The organism is Neptuniibacter sp. CAU 1671 (genome assembly GCF_029222905.1).
Classification (GTDB): Bacteria; Pseudomonadota; Gammaproteobacteria; order Pseudomonadales; family Balneatricaceae; genus Neptuniibacter.
Window position 1 is genome coordinate 15,045 of the sequence record NZ_JARHUE010000006.1, and the last position, 21,479, is coordinate 36,523.

General features: G+C 53.6%; 15 protein-coding genes. All 15 read left to right on the plus strand.

The window, feature by feature from the left end; translation table 11 throughout:
• Positions 1-5 precede the first annotated feature (5 nt).
• The 15 genes from P2G53_RS11040 (at position 6) to gmk (ending at position 21,454) form a co-directional block, all read left to right on the plus strand.
• On the plus strand, positions 6-2,372 hold the full coding sequence (locus P2G53_RS11040) for a chemotaxis protein CheA (RefSeq protein WP_275817178.1): 2,367 nt from the start codon (positions 6-8) through the stop codon (positions 2,370-2,372).
• Positions 2,369-2,905 (plus strand): chemotaxis protein CheW, encoded by a 537-nt coding sequence (locus tag P2G53_RS11045; RefSeq protein WP_275817180.1) that lies wholly within the window; start codon positions 2,369-2,371, stop codon positions 2,903-2,905. Before P2G53_RS11040 ends, P2G53_RS11045 begins: the two co-directional genes overlap by 4 nt.
• 30 nt (positions 2,906-2,935) lie before the next feature.
• A complete protein-coding gene (locus P2G53_RS11050) occupies positions 2,936-5,323 on the plus strand; it encodes a methyl-accepting chemotaxis protein (protein ID WP_275817182.1) in 2,388 nt (795 codons plus the stop codon).
• A gap of 60 nt (positions 5,324-5,383) precedes the next feature.
• Positions 5,384-6,223, plus strand: a complete 840-nt coding sequence (locus tag P2G53_RS11055) for a protein-glutamate O-methyltransferase CheR (RefSeq protein ID WP_275817184.1) — start codon at positions 5,384-5,386, stop codon at positions 6,221-6,223.
• Positions 6,220-6,834 carry a chemotaxis protein CheD gene (locus tag P2G53_RS11060; protein ID WP_275817186.1) on the plus strand — a complete coding sequence of 205 codons (615 nt, stop codon included), beginning with the start codon at positions 6,220-6,222 and terminating at the stop codon, positions 6,832-6,834. The genes P2G53_RS11055 and P2G53_RS11060 overlap by 4 nt, the downstream gene beginning before the upstream one ends.
• A gap of 14 nt (positions 6,835-6,848) precedes the next feature.
• On the plus strand, positions 6,849-7,898 hold the full coding sequence (locus P2G53_RS11065; protein ID WP_275817188.1) for a chemotaxis response regulator protein-glutamate methylesterase: 1,050 nt from the start codon (positions 6,849-6,851) through the stop codon (positions 7,896-7,898).
• Between the two features lie 21 nt (positions 7,899-7,919).
• Positions 7,920-9,128 (plus strand): methyl-accepting chemotaxis protein, encoded by a 1,209-nt coding sequence (locus P2G53_RS11070; RefSeq protein ID WP_275817190.1) that lies wholly within the window; start codon positions 7,920-7,922, stop codon positions 9,126-9,128.
• A gap of 55 nt (positions 9,129-9,183) precedes the next feature.
• Complete coding sequence (locus P2G53_RS11075) at positions 9,184-9,489, plus strand: STAS domain-containing protein (RefSeq protein ID WP_275817192.1); 306 nt, start codon at positions 9,184-9,186, stop codon at positions 9,487-9,489.
• Positions 9,490-9,491: 2 nt separating this feature from the next.
• On the plus strand, positions 9,492-11,207 hold the full coding sequence (locus P2G53_RS11080) for a SpoIIE family protein phosphatase (RefSeq protein WP_275817193.1): 1,716 nt from the start codon (positions 9,492-9,494) through the stop codon (positions 11,205-11,207).
• Between the two features lie 315 nt (positions 11,208-11,522).
• Positions 11,523-12,977, plus strand: a complete 1,455-nt coding sequence (locus P2G53_RS11085) for a circularly permuted type 2 ATP-grasp protein (RefSeq protein WP_275817195.1) — start codon at positions 11,523-11,525, stop codon at positions 12,975-12,977.
• The gene (locus tag P2G53_RS11090; RefSeq protein ID WP_275817196.1) at positions 12,977-13,906 is read left to right on the plus strand and encodes an alpha-E domain-containing protein; all 930 of its coding nucleotides are present in this window, start codon (positions 12,977-12,979) and stop codon (positions 13,904-13,906) included. The genes P2G53_RS11085 and P2G53_RS11090 overlap by 1 nt, the downstream gene beginning before the upstream one ends.
• Positions 13,907-13,927: 21 nt before the next feature.
• Positions 13,928-17,269 (plus strand): transglutaminase family protein, encoded by a 3,342-nt coding sequence (locus P2G53_RS11095; protein WP_275817198.1) that lies wholly within the window; start codon positions 13,928-13,930, stop codon positions 17,267-17,269.
• Between the two features lie 33 nt (positions 17,270-17,302).
• Positions 17,303-19,873 carry a circularly permuted type 2 ATP-grasp protein gene (locus P2G53_RS11100; RefSeq protein ID WP_275817200.1) on the plus strand — a complete coding sequence of 857 codons (2,571 nt, stop codon included), beginning with the start codon at positions 17,303-17,305 and terminating at the stop codon, positions 19,871-19,873.
• A complete protein-coding gene (locus P2G53_RS11105; RefSeq protein ID WP_275817202.1) occupies positions 19,870-20,760 on the plus strand; it encodes a transglutaminase family protein in 891 nt (296 codons plus the stop codon). Before P2G53_RS11100 ends, P2G53_RS11105 begins: the two co-directional genes overlap by 4 nt.
• Before the next feature lie 73 nt (positions 20,761-20,833).
• Positions 20,834-21,454 carry a guanylate kinase gene (gene gmk, locus P2G53_RS11110; protein WP_275817204.1) on the plus strand — a complete coding sequence of 207 codons (621 nt, stop codon included), beginning with the start codon at positions 20,834-20,836 and terminating at the stop codon, positions 21,452-21,454.
• Positions 21,455-21,479 lie beyond the last annotated feature (25 nt).

The following is a 21,479-nucleotide window of genomic DNA, read 5'->3' on the forward strand; positions in this document are numbered from 1 at the left end:
CAGAGATGAGTATTGATCTGTCCCAATTTGTCGCGACTTTTCTGGAAGAAAGTTACGAAGGCTTGGAGGTCATGGAATCCAGTCTGCTGAACCTTGAAGCGGCAGATGATGAGACGATCAATACGATCTTTAGGGCTGCACACTCCATCAAGGGCGGTGCCGGTACCTTTGGTTTTAATGACGTGGCCCATTTTACCCACGTGGTTGAAACCCTGCTGGATGAAATACGCAATGGCAAACAGGCGGTTACGCCTGTGCTGGTTAACCTGTTGCTGGAATCGGTGGATTGTATCCGGGCCCTGCTTGAAGCCGCTCAGGATGGCCCGGATGCCGAGATGGACAAAATTGAAGATGTCCGGGCGCGTCTGAAGGACTCCCTTGCTGGCGAGTCCGCTGCCGCTGCTGCACCTGCTGCGAGTGAATCTGCTGCCACTGTGGCGCAGGCAAAACGCTGGCAGATTGAGTTCATCCCTAATGCCGATATGTTGCAGGCCGGGCACGAGCCGATCTTTATGTTTGAGGCCCTGGCTCAGCTGGGTGAACTTGAAGTCACAGTCAGGACTGATAGTTTGCCGCAACTGGCTGACTTTGACCCGCAACTGCTGTCGCTATCCTGGCTGCTCACACTCACCTCGGAGTGCCCTGAAGACGAGGTACGTGAAATCTTCGAATGGGTCGAAGATGATTGCCAGCTGACTATCAAAGCTGTCGAATCCGGCCCGGCTGCCGCGATGCAGGGCTGGTCGATCCTGTTTGTGCCAAAACCGGGTTTGCTGCAAACCGGTAACGAACCCTTGCTGATGTTTGCTGCGTTGGCTGATCTGGGTGACTTAACGGTGCAGGCTGACACCAAGGGTCTGCCAGTGCTGGCTGAGCTTGATCCCGAGCAGGTACATCTGTCCTGGCAGCTCACACTGATTTCGGATTGTGCGCAGTCCGAAGTAGAGGAAGTGTTCGAATGGGTTGAGGATGAGTGCAAACTCGAAATTAAACCCCTTGTGCCAGTATCGGCTGAGGCTGAAACACCGCAAAGCAACACGGCGCCTCCGGTGGCTGAGGTCAAAGCGGAAGCACCTAAACCGGCGGGTGCGCCTGCTCGCAAACCCAAAGCGGCAGCGGAAGCCAGTTCAGTACGTGTCGATACTGACAAAATTGATGCCCTGATCAACCGCGTCGGCGAGCTGGTTATTACACAGGCAATGCTGGGTCAGATTGGCTCAGAACTGGCTGATCAGCTCGGCACGCAAGGCTCTGCGATGGAAGCATTACAGGCCGGGCTTGAGCAACTCGAACGTAATACGCGTGACCTGCAGGAAGACATCATGCGGGTCCGCATGTTGCCTATCAGTTTTGTATTCAACCGATTCCCCCGACTGGTGCACGATGTCAGTGGCAAACTGGGTAAAAAGGTTGAACTGGTGCTGTCCGGTGAACAGACCGAAATTGATAAAACCGTGATGGAAAAAATCGGTGACCCGATGGTTCACCTGATTCGAAACTCTCTGGATCACGGTCTGGAAACACCTGATGAGCGTCGTGCCGCAGGCAAGCCTGAAACCGGTCGTGTTGAGCTGAATGCGTATCATCAGGGTGGCTACATCATTATCGATATCATTGATGATGGTCGTGGCCTGAATACGCAGAAAATCTATCAGAAAGCGGTTGAGAAGGGGCTTATTAACCCTGATGTGGCGATGTCTGATCAGGAGATTAACGACCTTATTTTCCGCCCTGGCTTCTCAACGGCGGATGCGGTCAGTGACCTCTCCGGTCGTGGTGTCGGCATGGATGTGGTCCGCCGTAACATTGAGTCGCTGGGTGGACACGTCAGCCTCAACTCAGAACCCGGTATGGGGTCAACGTTCAGTGTCAAACTGCCACTGACCCTCGCTATTCTGGACGGCCAGCTGATTGGTGTAGGGCCTGAAACCTATATTATTCCGGTGGTTTCTATTGTCGAGACCATGCAGGCAAAATCGTCCGCGCTCAGTTCGATGGGGGGGGAAAGCAAGCTATTGCACTTCAGGGATGAATACATCCCGCTGATTAATCTGCGTAAATTGTTTGGCCTGGATAATGCCCCGGTTACTCATACCAACCTGGTTGCCATTGTTGAAAATGGTGGTCAGAAAGTCGGCATTATGGTGGATGAGCTATTTGGTCAGCAGCAGGTTGTGATCAAGAGTCTTGAAGTGAATTTTAAACGTATTGAAGGTTTCTCAGGCGCCACCATCCTCGGTGATGGCAGCGTCGCGCTGATTCTGGATATAGCCGGTCTGGTAAAACGTGGTTTAGACCGGGAAACCTCAGAAGCTGCCGCAAAACGCAGCAATATCTTTAGACAAAATACCAATCTTGGAGGTGTCGCATGAGCCTTGGCGCCCGGCAGTCGGACGAATCTGGCGTGATTAAAAGTTCCGATAGCCGTCAGTACCTCAGCTTTCTTTTGGATAACGAGGAGTATGGCGTCGACATACTTCGCGTGCAGGAGTTAAGAGGCTGGACGCCTGTCACCCGGATTCCGGAGATGCCCAATTACATCAAGGGTGTCCTGAATCTGCGGGGTGCGATCATTCCGGTTATTGACTTGCGGCAGCGGTTTGGGTTGCCGCCGCGTGAGTACGGCCCAACGACGGTGGTCATTGTTGTTAAGGTTGAAACCGGCACCTCTGAGCGCGCTATGGGCATTATTGTTGATGCCGTAGCGGAAACGTACACACTGGAAAAAAACGAGATTCAGCCAGCCCCTAATTTTGGTGGTGTGATTAATTCCGAATACATCACAGGGCTGACGTCACAGGATGACACCATGATTGTGTTGATAGATATCGACGCGCTGTTGAATTCGGATGAGTTGGCAATTGAAGACTTGACCACAAAAAATCTTGTAGAGACTCAGGCTTAGGCACTGCAGAGAAGGGGCGGAGGTAACACAATGAAAATTAATGAGCCGGTCACAGATCGCGAAGTCAAGATGCGGGATGACCAGGAGCTGGTCACGCGTACTGATCTGAAAGGGATTATCACCTATACCAACCCTGATTTTGTGGAAATCAGTGGGTTCTCTCGGGAAGAGTTGATGCATAAAAACCACAACGTGGTTCGCCATCCCGATATGCCCCCTGCTGCATTCAAAGACCTGTGGGAGACCCTGAAGCTCGGTCGGCCATGGTCAAAGCTGGTTAAAAACCGTTGCAAAAGCGGTGATTACTACTGGGTAAAAGCCAACGTCACGCCGGTCTTCCGCAATGGCGAAATTGTTGAGTACATGTCGGTTCGTACCAAGCCCAGCCAGGAAGAGATCGATGCCTCCGCCAAACTCTATGCCAAGCTGAAACGCAATGAAGTCACGCTGCCGTCCCCAAGCCGTATCGCTAAGGCTACTCTGGGAAGTGCGATTTTCAAGGTGGCTGGCGTTGCCGTTGCCGCAGGTGTGGCTATTGACCTGATTGGTGCCGCCGTGGGTTTGACCGGCAACTGGACCATGGCCGGACCTATAGCCGCATTTCTGGTGATGCTGGCCGGTGCTCAGAATGTTCTGTCGAAAAAAGTGATCGCTCCGCTGCGTCAGGTGCAGGAGTTCATGAAGCAGATCATGGAAGGCGACTACAAAGCGGATATCCCGATCGAGGATGATGGGGAGATGGGCGAGCTGATGCGATATGTGAAGATGCTGTCGCAGCAGATGGGCTTTGAGGTAAATGACGCAAAAGAAGCGGCCCGTCGTTCTCAGCGCATCAAAGTCGCGCTGGATAACGTTTCCTCTAACGTCATGATGGCGGCGAATGATGGTGAAATCATCTACTGCAACGAAGCGGTACTGGAGATGATGCGCAGGGCGGAAACCGATATTCGTGAACAGCTGCCTGATTTTGACGTGGATAAAATTGTTGGCTCTAACTTTGATATCTTCCACAAAAATCCCGATCACCAGCGTCGCATGCTGGACGCGCTGAAAACCACGCATCGTGGCCGTATCCGAGTGGGCAAACGCAGTTTTGATCTGATCGCCAACCCGGTGGTGGACGATAGCGGTGTGCGTTTGGGTACTGTGGTTGAGTGGGCCGATGTGACTGATCAGCTGATTGCTGAAGAGCAGGTGGATAACCTGATCCGTCAGGCGTCTTTGGGTCAGTTGGATGAACGTCTGGATGCATCAATCTACACCGGCTTTATGAACCAGATTGCAACCGGTGTGAACCAGATGCTGGATGCGGTGGTTGAGCCGATGCGCGAAGTTAAACGCGTGCTGCAGTCCCTGTCGCAGGGTGATCTTACCCAGAAGATGGAAGGTGAGTTCCACGGTGAATTTGCTGAGCTGAATGAAGCGTTGGATAGCTCGCTGGATAACCTGAATCAGATGGTGAGTGAGATTCGCACGGCAGGTGCCAGCATCTCTACCGGTGCCAGTGAAATTGCCAGCGGTAACACCACGCTGAGTCAGCGTACTGAAGAGCAGGCAGCCAGTCTGGAAGAGACCGCCGCCAGCATGGAAGAGATGACCAGTACGGTGAAACAGAACGCAGACAATGCTGATGAAGCGCGTCGTCTGGCGGCTGATGCGCAGAAACTGGCTGAAAAAGGTGGAGAAATTTCGAACCGGGTGGTTCGCTCCATGGGGGATATCAGTGGCAGCTCCACCAAAATCGCTGAAATTATTGGTGTGATCGACGAGATTGCCTTCCAGACCAACCTGCTGGCGCTGAATGCGGCCGTTGAGGCTGCACGCGCCGGTGAGCAGGGCCGTGGTTTCGCGGTGGTTGCTTCTGAGGTGCGCAGCCTGGCGCAGCGCAGTGCCTCTGCGGCTAAAGAGATCAAAGAGCTGATTAACGACAGTGTCCAGAAAGTTGAAGAGGGCGGCGCATTCGTTGATGAGTCAGGTAAAGCCTTGTCTGAGATCATGGCGGCCATTAAAAACGTCTCTAATATCATCAATGAAATTGCTGCGGCCAGCCGTGAGCAGGCGACCGGTATTGAGCAGGTGAATATCGCCGTGACCCAGATGGATGAGGGTACTCAGCAGAATGCTGCACTGGTAGAGGAGGTTGCTGCTGCATCGTCTTCTATGGAAGAGCAGGCTGCGCAACTGGATCGACTGGTGAATGCGTTTAAGGTGTCGGGCGCTGAAGTGGTTAAGGCCGCTGGCTCTGCCATGAGTGATATTGCCAAGATCCGTAAGATGGCAACCCAGACTGCACCGGCGCCGGTCAAGGCCAGCATGCCAGCGAGCAGGCCTGCCGCTAAAGCAGCACCCAAGCCTGCCGCCAAAGTGCCACCACTGGTGAAACCGAATGCCAGTGACGATGAGTGGGAAGAGTTCTGAGAACCCTTCTCCTCACAAGGATAAACATTAACAGTGGCCGATGACGGTGTCAGTCAAACGATGGTTGAGAGCACGCACACAAATCGCGAGTTCGAGTTTACCCATGCACACTTCGTTAAGGTTAAAGACGAGTTGTATGACTACGCCGGAATCGTGCTTGCTGAGCACAAAATGGATATGGCCTACAACCGGCTGGTCCGCCGGTTGCGGGAGCTGCGGTTAAACTCTTTTGAGGATTACTTCCGCTATCTGGATCAGCATCCGGAAGAGTTTACGCAGTTTATCAATGCGCTTACGACTAACCTGACGGCGTTTTTCCGGGAACGCCATCATTTCGAATTTATCACTCAGCGTATCCTGCCGGAGCTGGCTGCAAAATCGCAGCGCTCGCTTCGGGTCTGGTCTGCCGGTTGTTCTTTGGGTGAGGAGCCCTACAGCATAGCGATTACGCTACAGGATGCGATGCTGACCCGCGGCTGGGATATGAAAATACTGGCAACCGATATTGATTCCAAGGTCCTCGCCAGTGCGCAGTCCGGCGAATACAGCTTTGACCGGGTTAAGGCGTTACCTGATGCAACGCTGCGTAAATGGTTTCTGCGCGGTAAAGGGTCACGCGCCGGACAGGTGAAAGTGCGCCAGCCACTGCAGGATATGATCACGTTCAGGCACCTGAATCTGATGCATGAATGGCCTATGAAAACGGCTTTCGACATCATTTTTTGCCGCAATGTGATGATCTATTTTGATCAGGCAACCCAATCTCGGCTGCTGAACCGTATGGCCAGCCTGTTGACGCCGGGTGGTTACCTGTTTGTGGGTCATTCCGAATCGCTGGCCCGCACTACCACCGAGTTTGCTCTGGTGGGAGGCACCACGTATCGCAAGGTACAGTCATGAGTGCCCCGGCTTTTCGCCCGCGTATTGTGCCTGGGTTTGAGCAGTTCCACCTGTTTATGGACCCGAAATGGGGCAAGTACGCCGCCAAAATCGGCCCCGGTGATTATTATGTTGCCTGTGACGATATGATCATTACTACGGTGCTGGGCTCCTGCATCTCAGCCTGTATTCATGATCCGGTGATGGGGATGGGCGGAGTCAATCATTTTATGTTGCCGCCAACAGACGCAAACCAGGAGTCCTCCCGTTCCCTGCGGTATGGCCTGTTTGCAATGGAGCAGTTGATCAACGGCTTGATGCGCTTTGGCTGTCAGAAAAGCAACATGCAGGTAAAAATCTCCGGCGGGGGCAAAATTCTGGCTGGGATGACCGATATAGGTAAACAGAACATTGATTTTGTTATGCGCTATATCAATGACGAGGGTTTAAATCTCCTGGCTTCTGATGTCGGCGGCACCAGCGCCCGAAAAGTAGTGTATTTCCCTACTCAGGGAAGAATGCTGGTGAATAAACTGGATCATAAAGAAGACAAACGTCTGGCGCTGGTGGAACGCGCCTTCCGTGTTCAGGTGGAACACGACGTTGACGATAACGATGTAGAACTGTTCTGAGGATTGACGGATTCATGGCGAAAGTGCGGGTATTGATCGTTGATGACTCTGCGGTGGTGCGAAGTGTACTTGCCGAGCTGTTGTCGATGGACCCTGGCATTGAAGTGGTGGGTGAGGCAGAAGATCCCTATGTGGCGCGGGACAAGATCAAAGCGCTGCGTCCGGATGTGTTGACACTGGATATTGAAATGCCGCGTATGGATGGTCTTACCTTCCTGAAGAACCTGATGCGGCTGAATCCAATGCCGGTTGTCATGTTGTCCTCGCTGACCAGTGAAGGCGCTGAGGAAACCCTGTATGCGCTTGAATTGGGTGCTGTTGATTTTATTTCCAAGCCCACTGTTTCAGCGTCGGACACCGCGTTGGAACAGTTTCAGCGTGAACTGATCAGTAAAATTAAAACGGCGGCAGCAACCGCCAGCAAACTTAAGTTTCGCCGTACCAGTTCAACGCCTGCGCCGAAAACGGCAAGTACAAAACCGTTGTCATTTGGTAAGCACTCACTGATTGCGATGGGCGCATCCACCGGCGGCACCGAAGCCCTGCGTGAAGTGATCTGCGGGTTACCTGCCGGAATGCCCCCCATCGTGGTGACCCAGCATATTCCGGCAACGTTCAGTTCCCGGTTTGCCAACCGCCTGAATGAACAGGCGGTGCTGACAGTGAAAGAGCCGGCTGAAAATGAAGTTTTGCAACCGGGTTATGTGTATATCGCACCGGGCTCTCATCACCTTGAAATCAAAAAGCGGGGCGACCAGCTTTATTGTCATCTGAGTGATGCCGAGCGGGTCAACCGGCATAAGCCTTCGGTTGAGGTGATGTTTAAATCGTTACTAGGGATTAGTCCTGATAAAGTGGTAGCCGTGATGTTGACCGGCATGGGTGAGGACGGTGCCAAAGCGATGAAAGAGCTGGTGGATGCCGGTGCGCATTCACTGGTTCAGGATGAAGCTTCGAGTATGGTCTGGGGTATGCCCGGCGCTGCATATCGATACGGTGCAGCAAAAGAACTGGTGTCATTGGATAAAGTGGCTGACAAACTGGTTAGATATTTTTCACGTTAGCCCCGCAGCAGAGGAATTGTTATGAAATTGAAGCAACTGTCTGTCCTGACGCTGATTTTGGCGTTGATGTTGTTGGCTGCACAGGCGTTTGGCTTACCCGCTCCCTTTTTCTGGGTCGGTGCAGTCCTTATTTTGCTGTGTCAGATTGCTGTGATTCTGCAGTTATCCAAGGCAACGAAAGAGCCAAAGGTAAAAGTGGTTGAAGCAGCGGTGTTTTCGGATACCTCACCCCTTCAGGCGGCGACCCATGAGTTGTCCTCCAGCCTGGGTCAGGAGGCGTCCATCATCAGACAGGAAGTCACGCGCGTTAATCAGTTGATTGGTGAAGCGGTGGCTCTGATGGGGCAGAGTTTTCACAATATGCATGAACTGGCCAGTCGTCAGGGCCAACTGACGGCAGAAATTATCGATCAGACCCATGATTCGGTTGCCAATGATGCTGCTGGCGATGAGGCGAGTGATAACTTCAGCATGCAGCAGTTTATCCAGGCCACCAGTGCCACATTGGATATGTTTGTGAAGATGATGGTGGATGTCAGTAAACACAGCCTTGAAACTGTGCATCACATTGATGACATGGTGCAGAAGCTCGATGGTATTTTCGGATTGATAGAAAATGTTGAAAATCTGGCCAGTCAGACTAACCTGCTGGCCCTCAACGCCAGTATTGAAGCGGCCCGCGCCGGTGATGCCGGGCGTGGGTTTGCGGTTGTGGCTGATGAAGTGCGCTCCCTATCGATTAACTCTGCAAAACTGAACAACCAGATCCGTGAAGAGATTGCCGGTGCCAAGGGGACGATTGAGGTGCTGAGATCTACGGTAGGCAATATGGCGTCGGCGGATATGACTGATACCATTTCCACCAAAGATAAGATGAGCCGGATGCTGGAAATGATGGAGCGCATGAATACGTTCCTGAATGACAAAGTGATGCAGATTTCCGGTATCAGCGGGCAGCTCAGTCAGGCTGTCGACAATGCGGTTCGCTCAATGCAGTTTGAAGATATTTCATCGCAGGCGCTGGGGTCACTCGATCATAACATCACTGCCATGCATGAGATCGCAATTCTGATCAGTAATCTGATTGATGGTGAGGGCAAAATCAGTGCCGAAGCCGCGCGTGAAGCGGTTGACCGCTGTCGTGCCCTGACCCATGAGGCAGGAAAACGTAATACCCAAAGAGCTGTTTCTCAGCAGACGATGGATGAAGGTGAGGTTGAGCTGTTTTAAAAATTTAGCTTAAAACAGCACGATCCCGATTCAAAACAGAATAAGAGACACGCCAATGACCGTATCCGTAAGACAGGTTGATGATAAAAATATAGTGATTGTTGTAGGGGAACAGTTTGATTATTCCCTGCATCAGGCGTTCCGTAATGCCTATGCTCAGGTACAAAAGCCCGGCACTGTATTTCGGGTTGATCTGGCCAGAGCAAAACATATGGATAGCTCTGCCCTTGGCATGATCTTGCTGCTGAAAGAACATGCGGATAAGTTGGGCGGCCGGGTGATTTTGTCTAAACCAGCTGAAAACGTGGTTAAAATCCTCACCATCGCGAATTTCAATCAGTTTGTCACGATTGAGTCCTGAGCATGCCGCAGTCGGTTCGAGCAAGTGGTAAAGAGGTGCTGATCCTCATTGCCGATGATGTAGCTCCTAACCGCGAGTTACTTGCCCATATGGTCAAAAATATGGGCTTTGAATCCATCATGGCCAGTAACGGCCATGAAGCCATAGAACAGTTTGAACGCTTCCGTCCTGATCTGGTGCTGATGGATATCAGCATGCCCGTTATGAACGGTATTGACGCGACGCGGGAAATCAAACAGCAAGCGGATGAACGTTTTGTCCCTATTGTGTTTGTTTCTGCTGCTGTGGGCCCTGAGGCCATTCGCAGTGCCATTGAGGCGGGCGGGGATGACTTTTTGCAGATGCCGTTCCCCTATGAGCTGCTGGAAGGCAAAATCATTGCGCTGTTGCGTATCTCAGAGCTCTACTCTGAAGTGGCTAAGTTAAATGCACTGCGCTCGCACGAAGCCGAACTGGCTGAAAAACTGCTGAGTAATGCGGTGGAGTCGGGCAATGTGCCCAATTCCCAGGTGCGCATGCATAAACAACCGGCGGAAACCTTCAGTGGTGATGTGCTGCTCAGTGCATACCGGCCTAACGGTGATCTCAATGTGTTGTTAGGTGACTTTACCGGTCATGGTCTTACCGCAGCAGTGGGGGCTTTGCCGCTGTCGGAAACCTTCCGGGCGATGACGGCCAAGGGCTATGAAGCTGAAGAGATTGTCGCCCAGATTAACCGCAAACTTGGCCAGCTCCTGCCGACGGGGAAGTTTCTCGCGACAGCCATGCTGACCCTGACCGCTGAGGGTACGGTTAAGATCTGGAACGGTGGTTTGCCGGACGTGTTGATTGTGTCTAAGGGTAAAGTGGTGCACCGGATCGCCTCCAGTCACCCTCCTTTGGGGATCCTCAAAAAATTAAACGATACCCATTTTCAGCTTTTCAAGGTTGAACCGGAAGACCGCATTCTGATGCTCAGCGATGGTGTCCTCGAGGCGGTGAATGCTCAGGATGAACAATATAGTGAAGCGCGTCTGATCGATGTCATTGAGCAATGCCCGAAAGGTTTTGATCTGATCAGCGCAATCCTCTCAAGTCTGCAGAACTTTATGCACGGCCAGGTGCAGCGGGATGATATCTCCCTGATTACAGTGCCGGGTTGGCTTGAGAATAACACGCTTGAACAGGTTAAACCCGCCTATGCATTTGAGGTTGATTCAGAAGAAGAGGGCATACTGGATACCTGGACCTGGCACATTGAGTTGCAGGGCCAGAGCCTGCATCGGACCAGCCCTGTTGCCCAGGCGTTAAGCCGGTTACAGGAATCTGAGGGGCCGCGTCCGGAGTGGCAGCAGGTGTTTACGGTGATTACCGAACTCTATGTAAATGCGCTGGATCACGGGGTACTGGGTTTAAGTTCGAATATGAAACGCACGCCTGAGGGGTTTGCGCGCTACTTTGACGAGCGGGAAAAACGTTTACAGAGTCTGGACTCCGGCAAGGTGTCACTGAGTCTGCAGCATACCCGCATGCCGGGCGGTGGGCGTCTGGTGATTCGGGTTGAAGACAGTGGCAAGGGTTTTGATTACGACTGGTGGTTAAAAAATCTTAACCAGTCTGCAGAGCGTCAGTTTTCCGGCCGGGGTATCTCTCTGGTAAAAAATATCTGTGAATACCTGACCTTCAGTCACAATGGTTCAGTGGTTGAAGCGGTGATGTATTTCGGCGATAAACACTAATCAATGGGGCCGTTTTGACTCTCAGATTCGGCTCTATTGTTTTGCTCCGGTTAGAAAAATCCCCCATGGCAGGCTACATTTTTTCTAATTACGCCGAGGCGTACAGTTCTCTTCTAAACTTTAGGTGTTATGCCAAAGCACTGGCCTGCTAATTGCTTTATGCGATAACAGAACTATCAGAGTAGGGAAAAGCACCATCTGGCTGCGCCTGCTGCCCTAATTCAGAGCCGTGTATTTCTTGTTCTGGGTTGCACGCACCTTTTATGTGCATTTAACCACTTCCCACTAGCTGACCAGAAATCAGGGTGTGTCGTAATGAGTATTGAATGGTCCAAGTATGTTCCGGGGAATTTTTATGATGAGCTGATCGACGGGGATATCAAACCACGTCCGACAGCTAAAAAACTGGTGGAATACCTGCAGTCACTTTCGACAGAGGAGTTGAAGCGTCGCAAGCAACTGGCAGAGGCTACCATTCAGGAGATGGGGGTGAGTTTTACCGTCTACTCCGATGAAGGCAACATTGATCGTGCCTGGCCCTTCGATATTATCCCTCGCACTATCTCCTCCTGTCAGTGGGCTAAAACAGAAGCCGGTCTGAAGCAGCGCCTGACAGCGCTGAATATGTTCATCAACGATCTATATAACGATCAGCAGGTAATTAAAGACGGCATCATTCCTGAAGCCATCATCAAAGAATCCAGCAACTTCAGACCTGAGTGTGTCGGCATGACGCCGCCCTATGGTGTCTGGGCGAATATCTGCGGCACCGATCTGGTACGTGACCAGGATGGTGAGTTCTACGTGCTCGAGGACAACCTGCGGGTGCCCTCCGGTGTCTCCTACATGATTGAAAACCGGGAGATCACCAAGCGGGTACTGCCGGAGTTATTTGAAAATGACTCCATCTTGCCGGTGGACGGTTATCCGGCGGCACTGTTTGACATGCTGAAATCGCTGTCTCCCCGCAAACTCAAACAACCTGAAATTGTTGTGTTAACGCCGGGCATCTTCAACTCGGCCTACTTCGAACACAGCTTTCTGGCGCAGCAGATGGGGGCTGAGCTGGTCGAAGGCAATGACCTGGTTGTGCTGGAAGATGACTGCGTCTACATGAAAACCATCTCCGGACTGGAGCGGGTGGACGTGATCTATCGCCGCATCGATGATGCGTTCCTCGATCCCGAGGTGTTCCGCAAAGATTCCATGCTGGGTGTGCCGGGCCTGATGCGTGCCTGGAAAGCGGGCAATGTTGCACTGGCCAACGCGCCGGGGGCCGGTGTGGCTGACGATAAGGTGGTTTATGCCTATGTGCCGGACATTATCCGGTACTACCTGAACGAAGAGCCATTGCTGCCTAATGTTGAAACATATCTGTGTGATGATCCGGAGCAGCGTGCGTATGTACTGGATAATTTGGACAAGCTGGTGGTGAAACCGGCGAATGAGTCTGGCGGTTACGGCATGCTGGTGGGGCCGCACTCCACCAAAAAAGATCAGGCCAAATTTGCTGAGCTGATCAAAGCCAACCCGCGTAACTACATCGCTCAGCCAACTCTGAGTCTGTCCACGGCGCCAGCGCTGGTGGGAAGCGGCGTTCCAGAGCCAAGGCATCTGGATTTGCGGCCGTTTATTTTGCAAGCCAAAGAGACCTATGTGACGACCGGTGGTCTGACCCGGGTTGCTATGAAAAAAGGCTCGCTGGTAGTGAACTCCTCCCAGGGCGGGGGCAGTAAAGACACCTGGATTGTGGAAGAGGAGTGCCTGTAATGCTGTCAAAAGTTGCAGAGCGGATGTACTGGTTTGCGCGTTACCTGGAGCGCGTCGAGAATACCGCACGTTTAGTAGGGGTATATGATAACCTGCTGTTTGACCTGCCACGCAGTTACTCCATCAGCTGGTTTAATCTGGTGGTGATCAACTCGTCAGCAGAGCAGTTTGCGGCCCGGTATAAAAACCAGGATGAGCGCAATGTGGTTAAGTTCCTGCTGGCCGATGATGATAACCCCAGCTCCATGATGACCAGTTTGATCATGGCGCGGGAGAATGTGCGTACCACACGTGAAGTGTTGCCGGAAGAGGTCTGGGAACAGGTCAACGAACTCTATCTGTATGTGAAAGAAAATGTGCAGACCGGCATCAACCGCACCTATCGCCACGCATTTCTGGATCAGATTATTAAGAGCTGTCAGCAGATGGTGGGTTTGCTCGCTGCCAATATGAGCAAAGATGCGGGCTGGCAGTTTATTCGCCTGGGCCGCAACTTGGAGCGGGCGGATATGACCACCCGTTTGCTGGATGCGGGCAGTGCGGCGCTGCTGAACAACGAAGCGGCGGAGCAACAACTGGACACCTCGCAGCTGATCTGGGGCAACGTGTTGCGCTCCTGCAGTGCGTCGATGAACTACCGCCGCACCGTGCGCTCACAGGTCACCGGACCTGATGTGGCAACTTTTCTGCTGCAGGATGAGGCGTTTCCACGCTCGGTTATTTTCTGTACTCAGCAGATGCAGAATGCGATTGATGCGCTGCCGGAATGCTGTGTCGATAAAATGGAGACTCTGCAGAGCTTGCTGGATATTGAGTTTGCTGAAGATGATCAGCTGGGCGAGAACTTCCGTGATTACTTGAATGAATTGCAACTGGTACTGGCCGAATTACATGGCCAGTTTGCACACTGTTGGTTTGCCGCAGAATAATTTTTTAGCTGGAGGAACGGCATGACCATTCGTGTTGCCATTCATCACAAGACCCGTTACAAGTTTGACCGTCGCGTAAACCTCTCACCGCATATTTTGCGTTTACGCCCGGCGCCGCACTCCCGTACCCATATTCACGGTTACTCACTGAAAGTGGAGCCTGAGGATCATTTCCTTAACTGGCAACAGGATCCGTTTGGTAATTATCAGGCGCGTCTGGTCTTTCCCGAAAAAACCACGGAGCTGAGCTTTGAGGTGGAGGTGATCGCCGATATGACGGTGATTAACCCCTTCGACTTCTTTGTGGAAGAGTATGCGGAAAAATTTCCCTTCAAATATGACAAACAGCTGCTGAAAGAGCTGGCGCCCTATCTGGAAGTCACCGACAAAGGGCCGCTGATTACAGAATGGGTCTCCAAGATCTCCCGCAAAGAGACGCCGATCATCGATTTTCTGGTGGCGCTGAACCAAGGTCTCGAAAAAGAGATTGAATACGGTATCCGCATGGAGCCGGGGGTTCAGACCTGTGAAGAAACCCTGAGCCTGAAAAAAGGCTCCTGTCGTGACAGCGCCTGGCTGCTGGTGCAGATTTTGCGCAGCATGGGACTGGCGGCACGGTTTGCTTCGGGCTATCTGATTCAGCTGGTGGCTGATGTGAAATCACTGGACGGTCCGTCCGGCACCGACGTGGACTTTACGGATCTGCATGCCTGGTGTGAAGTCTACCTGCCGGGTGCTGGCTGGGTGGGTCTTGATCCGACCTCAGGCCTGTTTGCTGGCGAAGGGCACATTCCGCTGGCCTGTACGCCTGATCCGGTCTCTGCCGCACCGATTACTGGTGCAACCGATAAATGTGAAGTGGAATTTGAATATTCCAACGAAGTTATTCGTATTCACGAAGACCCCCGTGTGACCAAACCTTACACCGATGACCAGTGGCAAACCATCATGGCGCTGGGTGATAAGGTGGATGATGATCTGCAGCAGATGGACGTGCGTCTTACCATGGGTGGCGAACCGACCTTTGTGTCCATCGATGATATGGAATCGCCGCAGTGGAACACCGAAGCGTTGGGTGCAGACAAACTGCGCCTGGCCAAAGATCTGCTGCTGAAACTGCGTGAATCCTTTGCCCCCGGTGGGCTGCTGCATTACGGGCAGGGTAAATGGTATCCGGGCGAGGAGATTCCGCGCTGGGCGCTGGGTTGTTTTTGGCGCGAAGATGGCCATAGCCTCTGGCACAACCCTGAGCTGCTGGCCCGGGTTGATAAAGATTACGGGCATGGCCCGGAAGACGCTAAACGTTTCAGTGATTGTCTGGCTGGCAAGCTTGGCCTTTCCACCGAATATGTACTGGATGCTTACGAGGACGCGCTGTATTACCTGATGACCGAGCAGTCTCTGCCGGATAACGTAGACCCGCTCAAATACAACCTGAAGGACAGCCTGGAGCGACGTCGTCTGGCCAAGCTGCTGCAGAAGGGGCTTAACCAGGCGTCGGGTAATATTCTGCCGCTGGCGTGGAATTACTTCACCTCTAGCTGGCGCAGTAGTCCATGGCCAATGCGGCGTGATCACATCGTACTGGTACCCGGTGACTCACCTATGGGCCTGCGTCTGCCGTTGAACTCTCTGCCGGTGGTGGCAGAAGAGCACAAAAAAGAGCTGCCGCATGAAGCGGATCCGATGGCGCATCGCGAACCCTTGCCGCCAAGCGATTTTGCAGCGATACCGGCGCGTCCACCTAAGATGGCCGCGGCGGACCGAATGGATACGGTACTTACCGATGTGATTCGGACGGCGCTCTGTATTGAACCGCGTGACGGTAAACTGCATATCTTCCTGCCGCCTCTGCAGTATCTGGAACACTTTGTTGAGCTGATTCATGCCATTGAACATACCGCAGTTGAATTGCAGTTGCCGGTGGTGTTGGAAGGTTATGAGCCGCCCAAAGATTTCCGCCTGAAAAAACTGCTGGTGACTCCCGATCCGGGTGTGATCGAAGTGAATATCCACCCATCCTCAAGTTGGCAGGAGCTGGTGCATACCACCGAGACCCTCTACGACGCGGCATTCCGCAGCCGTCTGGGTACCGAGAAATTCATGCTGGATGGCCGTCATACCGGCACGGGGGGCGGCAACCATATCACCATCGGTGGTACGACGCCGGCAGACAGTCCACTGCTGCGACGGCCTGATGTGTTACGCAGTCTGCTGACCTACTGGCAGCACCATCCGGGCCTGTCCTATGTGTTTTCGGGCATGTTTATCGGCCCGACCAGTCAGGCGCCACGTGTTGATGAGGCGCGTGAAGAGTCACTGTATGAACTCGAAATCGCCTTCCAGCAGATGCCGAACGGGGTGATTGAACAGCCCTGGCTGGTGGATCGCCTGTTGCGTAACCTGCTGGTGGACATGACCGGTAACACGCACCGGTCTGAGTTCTGTATCGATAAACTCTATGCGCCGGGCAGTGCCAGTGGCCGTCAAGGCCTGCTCGAATTCCGTGGCTTTGAAATGCCACCGCATTCGCGGATGGCTCTGGTGCAGGCGCTGCTGATTCGCTGCCTGGTGGCGCGTTTCTGGAAACGGCCATACCACAAACCGCTGGCCCGCTGGGGCACTGAACTGCATGACAAGTTTATGCTGCCGCACTACGCCTGGTCCGATATTCGGGGTGTGGTGAAAGACCTGCAAGCTAATGGTTATCCATTCCAGCTGGAATGGCTGGCGGCGTTTGAAGAGTTCCGCTATCCACACTATGGCCGGGTGCGCATCGATGATGTTGAGCTGGAGCTGCGCTGGGCGATCGAACCCTGGCATGTGCTGGGTGAAGAGGTCAGCAGTTTTGGTACTGCGCGTTACGTAGACTCGTCTGTGGAACGTCTGCAGGTCAGAGCCACTGGCCTTGATCCTAACCGTTATGTGCTGGCGTGTAATGGGCGTCGTGTGCCCCTGCGCAATACCGGGCAGCATGGCGAGTATGTTGCCGGTGTCCGCTATCGTGCCTGGCAGCCACCTTCGGCCCTGCACCCGACCATCGGGGTCCATGCGCCGCTGGTGTTCGATCTGATCGATACCTGGAACGGCCACAGTATTGGCGGCTGCACTTACAGTGTCAGCCATCAGGGCGGGCGTAATTACGATACTTACCCGGTCAATAGTTATGAAGCAGAAGCACGCAGGGTTGCGCGTTATGATGGCTTTGGCCATACTCCCGGTGCCTTGCCTGTGCAGCATCCAATGGAAATGCTTCGCAGTTTCTTCCCTCATGAGCATATCCCTCGTCCGATGGAGCCGCCGAAAGAGGAAAGAACCGACGAATATCCGCATACGCTGGACCTGCGTCGGCAACCTGAATAACGATTGTCAGTTTAATCATCGCGGAACCAGAGCATGAAAACACCCGGGGCGGCCGAGCAGCAGCAGTTGGATAGTTTGTTATATCCAGCGGCTAATCAACGGCATGATGAGGTTTACACCCCAGAGGGTAAGGTACGTCCCTACTGGCAATATCTGCTTGATAGTCTGGAAACGCTGGGCCAGTCCGAGATGGCTCAGCGTCAGCTCAAAACCCAGCGCATCCTGCGGGATGACGGTGCTACCTATAGCTCCTTTGAAGGCCCGGCCAAGAGCAATATCTGGGAACTCGACCCGGTACCGATGCTACTCGACAGTGAAGAGTGGAGCGGTATTGAGGCGGGGCTTATAGAACGTGCTGAACTGCTGGATCTGGTCCTCAAAGACCTCTATGGCGAACGCACACTGATTCGTCGTGGCATTCTACCGCCCGAACTGCTGTTTGATCACAAAGGGTTTATCCGTGCCTGCCATGACGTGTTCATGCCGGGTGAGCAGCAGCTGATTTTCCATTCGGCGGATATGATCCGTACCCAGGATGGTTCGATCTGCGTCCTCACAGACCGCACCCAGATGCCAAAAGGGGTGGGGTACGCGCTGGAAAACCGCACCGTATTATCACGCGTATTCCCCAGCCTGTTCCGGGACAGTCAGGTGCATCGTCTGGCGTTGTTCTATCAGGCGCTGCGTCAGAAACTGAACGAACTGGTGCCCTATGCACCGGATGGTCGTCCCCGTGTGGTGGTGATGACACCGGGTACTTTCAACCAGTCCTATTTTGAACATACCTACCTGGCCAACTACCTGGGTTATCCGCTGGTTCAGGGCGGTGACCTCACCGTACGGGGTGGCCGGGTCTGGATGAAATCCGTGGGTGGTCTGCACCCGGTGGATGTGATCGTCCGCTTTGTAAATGACAGCTTCTGTGACCCGGTTGAACTGCGCAGTGATTCCCATCTGGGTGTACCCGGTTTGCTTGAAGTGGTGCGCAGCGGCGGTGTTGTGGTGGTGAATCCGCTGGGTTCCGGTGTGTTGGAAAATCCGGCACTGCAATGCTATTTGCCAAAAATCAGCGAATTTTTCCTCGGTCGGCCGCTGCAGCTGGCCTCGGTTAACAGTTACTGGTGTGGCGATAAAAAAGATCTGGAGTTTGTGCAGGCAAACTTTGATGCCATGGTGCTCAAGGCCGTTAATCCAACGCATGATAACCAGAGCGTGTTTGTTGCTGAGCTGAGTAAAGAGGAGCGGGCCAACTGGCTGGCACGGATTCTGGCGGAACCACAGAAGTGGGTGGCTCAGGATCTGTTGGAACCTTCGCAGTGCCCGACGCTGGTGAAGGGTGATCTGCAGCCGCGTCGTGTCATTCTGCGCAGTTTTGCGGTCGCCTCTGAACAATCGTTTAACGTGATGCCGGGCTGTCTGGCACGTATTGCACCGGATAAACGCTCCCGCCGTGTGGTGCAGGGTCAGGGTTCCCTCAGTAAAGATACCTGGGTACTGGCGTCCGAACCGGAGAAACAGTTCTCACTGCAGGCAACTGCCCGTGGCAAACAGCTGGCGCGGACCGATGTACCAGCCAACCTGCCAAGCCGTGCGGTCGAAAATCTGTTCTGGCTGGGCCGTTATGCTGAACGTGCTGAAACCTCAGCGCGTCTGCTCAGAACGGTGTTCCTGCAGCTCAACAGTACCTTGCAGTTACCGAAAGATGCCCGTCATCTGATGCTCACAGCTGTGACTGATGTGACCAATACACTGCCGGGTTTCCGTGGTCCGGATGCGGCCAAACTGTTTGATGCACCGGAGCCGGAGTTGCTGTCGGTGATTCTGGACAGCAGTCGTCCTGGCTCATTGCGTTATGACCTGCACGCCATGCTCACCTGCGCGGAAGAGGTAAAAGAGCAGTTGTCAGCGGATGCGCAACGAATCGTTAACGACATCCGCGACGAACTGAGTTATCTGGATTCTTCTCTGGCCGGTGGCCTGGGTTCTGCGCCGGAAGAAGCCCTGGACCCGCTGGTCACAGCTCTGTTGGCCATGGCAGGACAGGCACACGAAAGCATGTTCCGCGGCATAGGCTGGCGGTTCCTTGAAATGGGCCGTCGTCTGGAAAAAGCCCACCAGAGCGCGTCGCTGATCCGTGCGCTGCTGGTAAGCTGTTATGAAGGCCGCTCGCAGGATCTGTTACTGGAAACCCTGCTGCTGAGTACCGAAGCGCTGATCTCCTACCGTCGTCGTTATCTGGCACAGCTTGATATTGGCGATGGCCTGAAACTGATGCTGATGGATCTGAGCAACCCGCGCTCTATGCTGTTCCTGATGCAGGAGCTGACCGAACATCTTAACAGTCTGGTGAGTGACCTTTCCCTCTCGGGTCTGGCAGCAGAGCAGAAACAGCTGCTGTCCGCTACAACGGCGCTGCAGCTGGTGGATATTGATGCGCTTGAATTAGCTGACGAGGAAGGCATTGAGCGGGCAGCGCTGGATGCGTTCCTTGAATCATTGCAGGAGAAACTGCGGCATACCGCTGATCTGATCAGTGATCGTTACTTTGATCACACGGCAGGACCGCAGCAGTTGGTGCAGACCGCCTGGGAGAATGACGCATGAAGTATCAGATCCGCCACGTCACCCGTTACGATTATGCATCCCCGGTCAGCCAGTGTTACAACCGCGCTCACCTGTTGCCACGGGACACCGATACCCAGACCTGTCTTCATACCCGGGTGCGGATTGCACCGCTGCCGGCGACTGCCCAGCAGCGCGTAGATTATTTTGGTAACAGTACTTACCACTTCGCGCTGGAAGACCCCCATACCTCACTGACCATCGACGTTGAATCGGAGATTGAGGTATTGGAGCGGCCCAAGTTCAACGCTTTCGATCTGGATCTGGGGGTTACCTGCGCAGAAGCCCGTAACCTGATCCGGCGCGGCCGTACGGAAGAGATTCTGCTGGCCAAAGAGTACCTGCTGGACTCGCCCATGGTTCGATGCAGTGAGGAGCTTGCAGAGTACGCTCGGGCGCTGTTTGTGGATGACCGCCCGTTGTTGTCTGCGGCACGTGAACTGACCAGCAAGATCTTCAATGAGTTTACCTATGATCCCGAATTCACCACGGTGGCAACGCCGATTGGTGAGGTAATGGAACACAAGCGGGGCGTGTGTCAGGACTTTGCGCATCTGGCTATCGGCTGTTTGCGCTCTCTTGGTTATCCGGCCCGTTATGTCAGTGGTTATCTTGAAACCCTGCCGCCACCCGGGCAGGAAAAACTGGTGGGGTCTGATGCCTCTCATGCCTGGTTTGCTCTGTTCTCGCCCACCGAGGGTTGGTTCGAGTTTGACCCGACCAATGACAATATGCCCACCGAACAACACATTACCACGGCCTGGGGCCGCGACTACTCCGATGTGACCCCACTGCGGGGGGTGATATTTGATGGCGGTAAAACCCAGAAATTACACGTCGCAGTAGACGTTACCCGTATTCCCGAGTGAGTTAGCCCTGCCATGCAACTCGGCGTGGCAGGGTATATAATGCCTCTCCCATTCACCAGCTAGCTTATATGTCATGAATGATGCTCAGGGCACACTGTTTATCATCTCGGCGCCATCCGGTGCCGGTAAAACCAGTCTGGTAAAGGCGCTGCTGAAACGCGATTCGCAGATCGTGGTGTCGGTTTCTCATACCACGCGGGCGCAGCGTCCGGGTGAGCAGCACGGCATTGATTATCACTTTATCGACCATGTCGAGTTTGATGCCATGATTCAGGCTGGAGATTTCCTTGAGTATGCCGAAGTCTTCACCAACAAATATGGCACCTCGCAGCAGTGGGTTCAGCAGCAGCTGGATAATGGACTGGATGTCATCCTGGAAATCGACTGGCAGGGTGCGGCTCAGGTACGCCAGTTGATGCCGCACAGCCGCTCTGTTTTCATTCTGCCGCCAAGCCGCGAGGCGCTGCATGAACGCCTGACCGGCCGTGGTCAGGACAGTGACGAGGTGATTGATCTGCGCATGCGCGAAGCGATCAGCGAAATGAGCCACTATCCGGAATATGATTTTCTGGTGATCAATGATCAGTTTGATCAGGCGCTTGAAGAGCTTGCAGCGATTTTTGTGGCCCGCCGGGCCGAGCTGAACATGCAGGAGTCCCGTCATGGCGGATTGCTGCAGGCGCTCTTGTCATAAACTATCGCGAAGAGTAAACTGCGCG

What these genes read in the sequence shown, in the direction of transcription:
- P2G53_RS11040 (WP_275817178.1), top strand. Translation starts at nt 6, where the DNA reads ATGAGTATTGATCTGTCCCAATTTGTCGCGACTTTTCTGGAAGAAAGT.
- P2G53_RS11045 (WP_275817180.1), top strand. Translation starts at nt 2,369, where the DNA reads ATGAGCCTTGGCGCCCGGCAGTCGGACGAATCTGGCGTGATTAAAAGT.
- P2G53_RS11050 (WP_275817182.1), top strand. Translation starts at nt 2,936, where the DNA reads ATGAAAATTAATGAGCCGGTCACAGATCGCGAAGTCAAGATGCGGGAT.
- P2G53_RS11055 (WP_275817184.1), top strand. Translation starts at nt 5,384, where the DNA reads ATGGTTGAGAGCACGCACACAAATCGCGAGTTCGAGTTTACCCATGCA.
- P2G53_RS11060 (WP_275817186.1), top strand. Translation starts at nt 6,220, where the DNA reads ATGAGTGCCCCGGCTTTTCGCCCGCGTATTGTGCCTGGGTTTGAGCAG.
- P2G53_RS11065 (WP_275817188.1), top strand. Translation starts at nt 6,849, where the DNA reads ATGGCGAAAGTGCGGGTATTGATCGTTGATGACTCTGCGGTGGTGCGA.
- P2G53_RS11070 (WP_275817190.1), top strand. Translation starts at nt 7,920, where the DNA reads ATGAAATTGAAGCAACTGTCTGTCCTGACGCTGATTTTGGCGTTGATG.
- P2G53_RS11075 (WP_275817192.1), top strand. Translation starts at nt 9,184, where the DNA reads ATGACCGTATCCGTAAGACAGGTTGATGATAAAAATATAGTGATTGTT.
- P2G53_RS11080 (WP_275817193.1), top strand. Translation starts at nt 9,492, where the DNA reads ATGCCGCAGTCGGTTCGAGCAAGTGGTAAAGAGGTGCTGATCCTCATT.
- P2G53_RS11085 (WP_275817195.1), top strand. Translation starts at nt 11,523, where the DNA reads ATGAGTATTGAATGGTCCAAGTATGTTCCGGGGAATTTTTATGATGAG.
- P2G53_RS11090 (WP_275817196.1), top strand. Translation starts at nt 12,977, where the DNA reads ATGCTGTCAAAAGTTGCAGAGCGGATGTACTGGTTTGCGCGTTACCTG.
- P2G53_RS11095 (WP_275817198.1), top strand. Translation starts at nt 13,928, where the DNA reads ATGACCATTCGTGTTGCCATTCATCACAAGACCCGTTACAAGTTTGAC.
- P2G53_RS11100 (WP_275817200.1), top strand. Translation starts at nt 17,303, where the DNA reads ATGAAAACACCCGGGGCGGCCGAGCAGCAGCAGTTGGATAGTTTGTTA.
- P2G53_RS11105 (WP_275817202.1), top strand. Translation starts at nt 19,870, where the DNA reads ATGAAGTATCAGATCCGCCACGTCACCCGTTACGATTATGCATCCCCG.
- gmk (WP_275817204.1), top strand. Translation starts at nt 20,834, where the DNA reads ATGAATGATGCTCAGGGCACACTGTTTATCATCTCGGCGCCATCCGGT.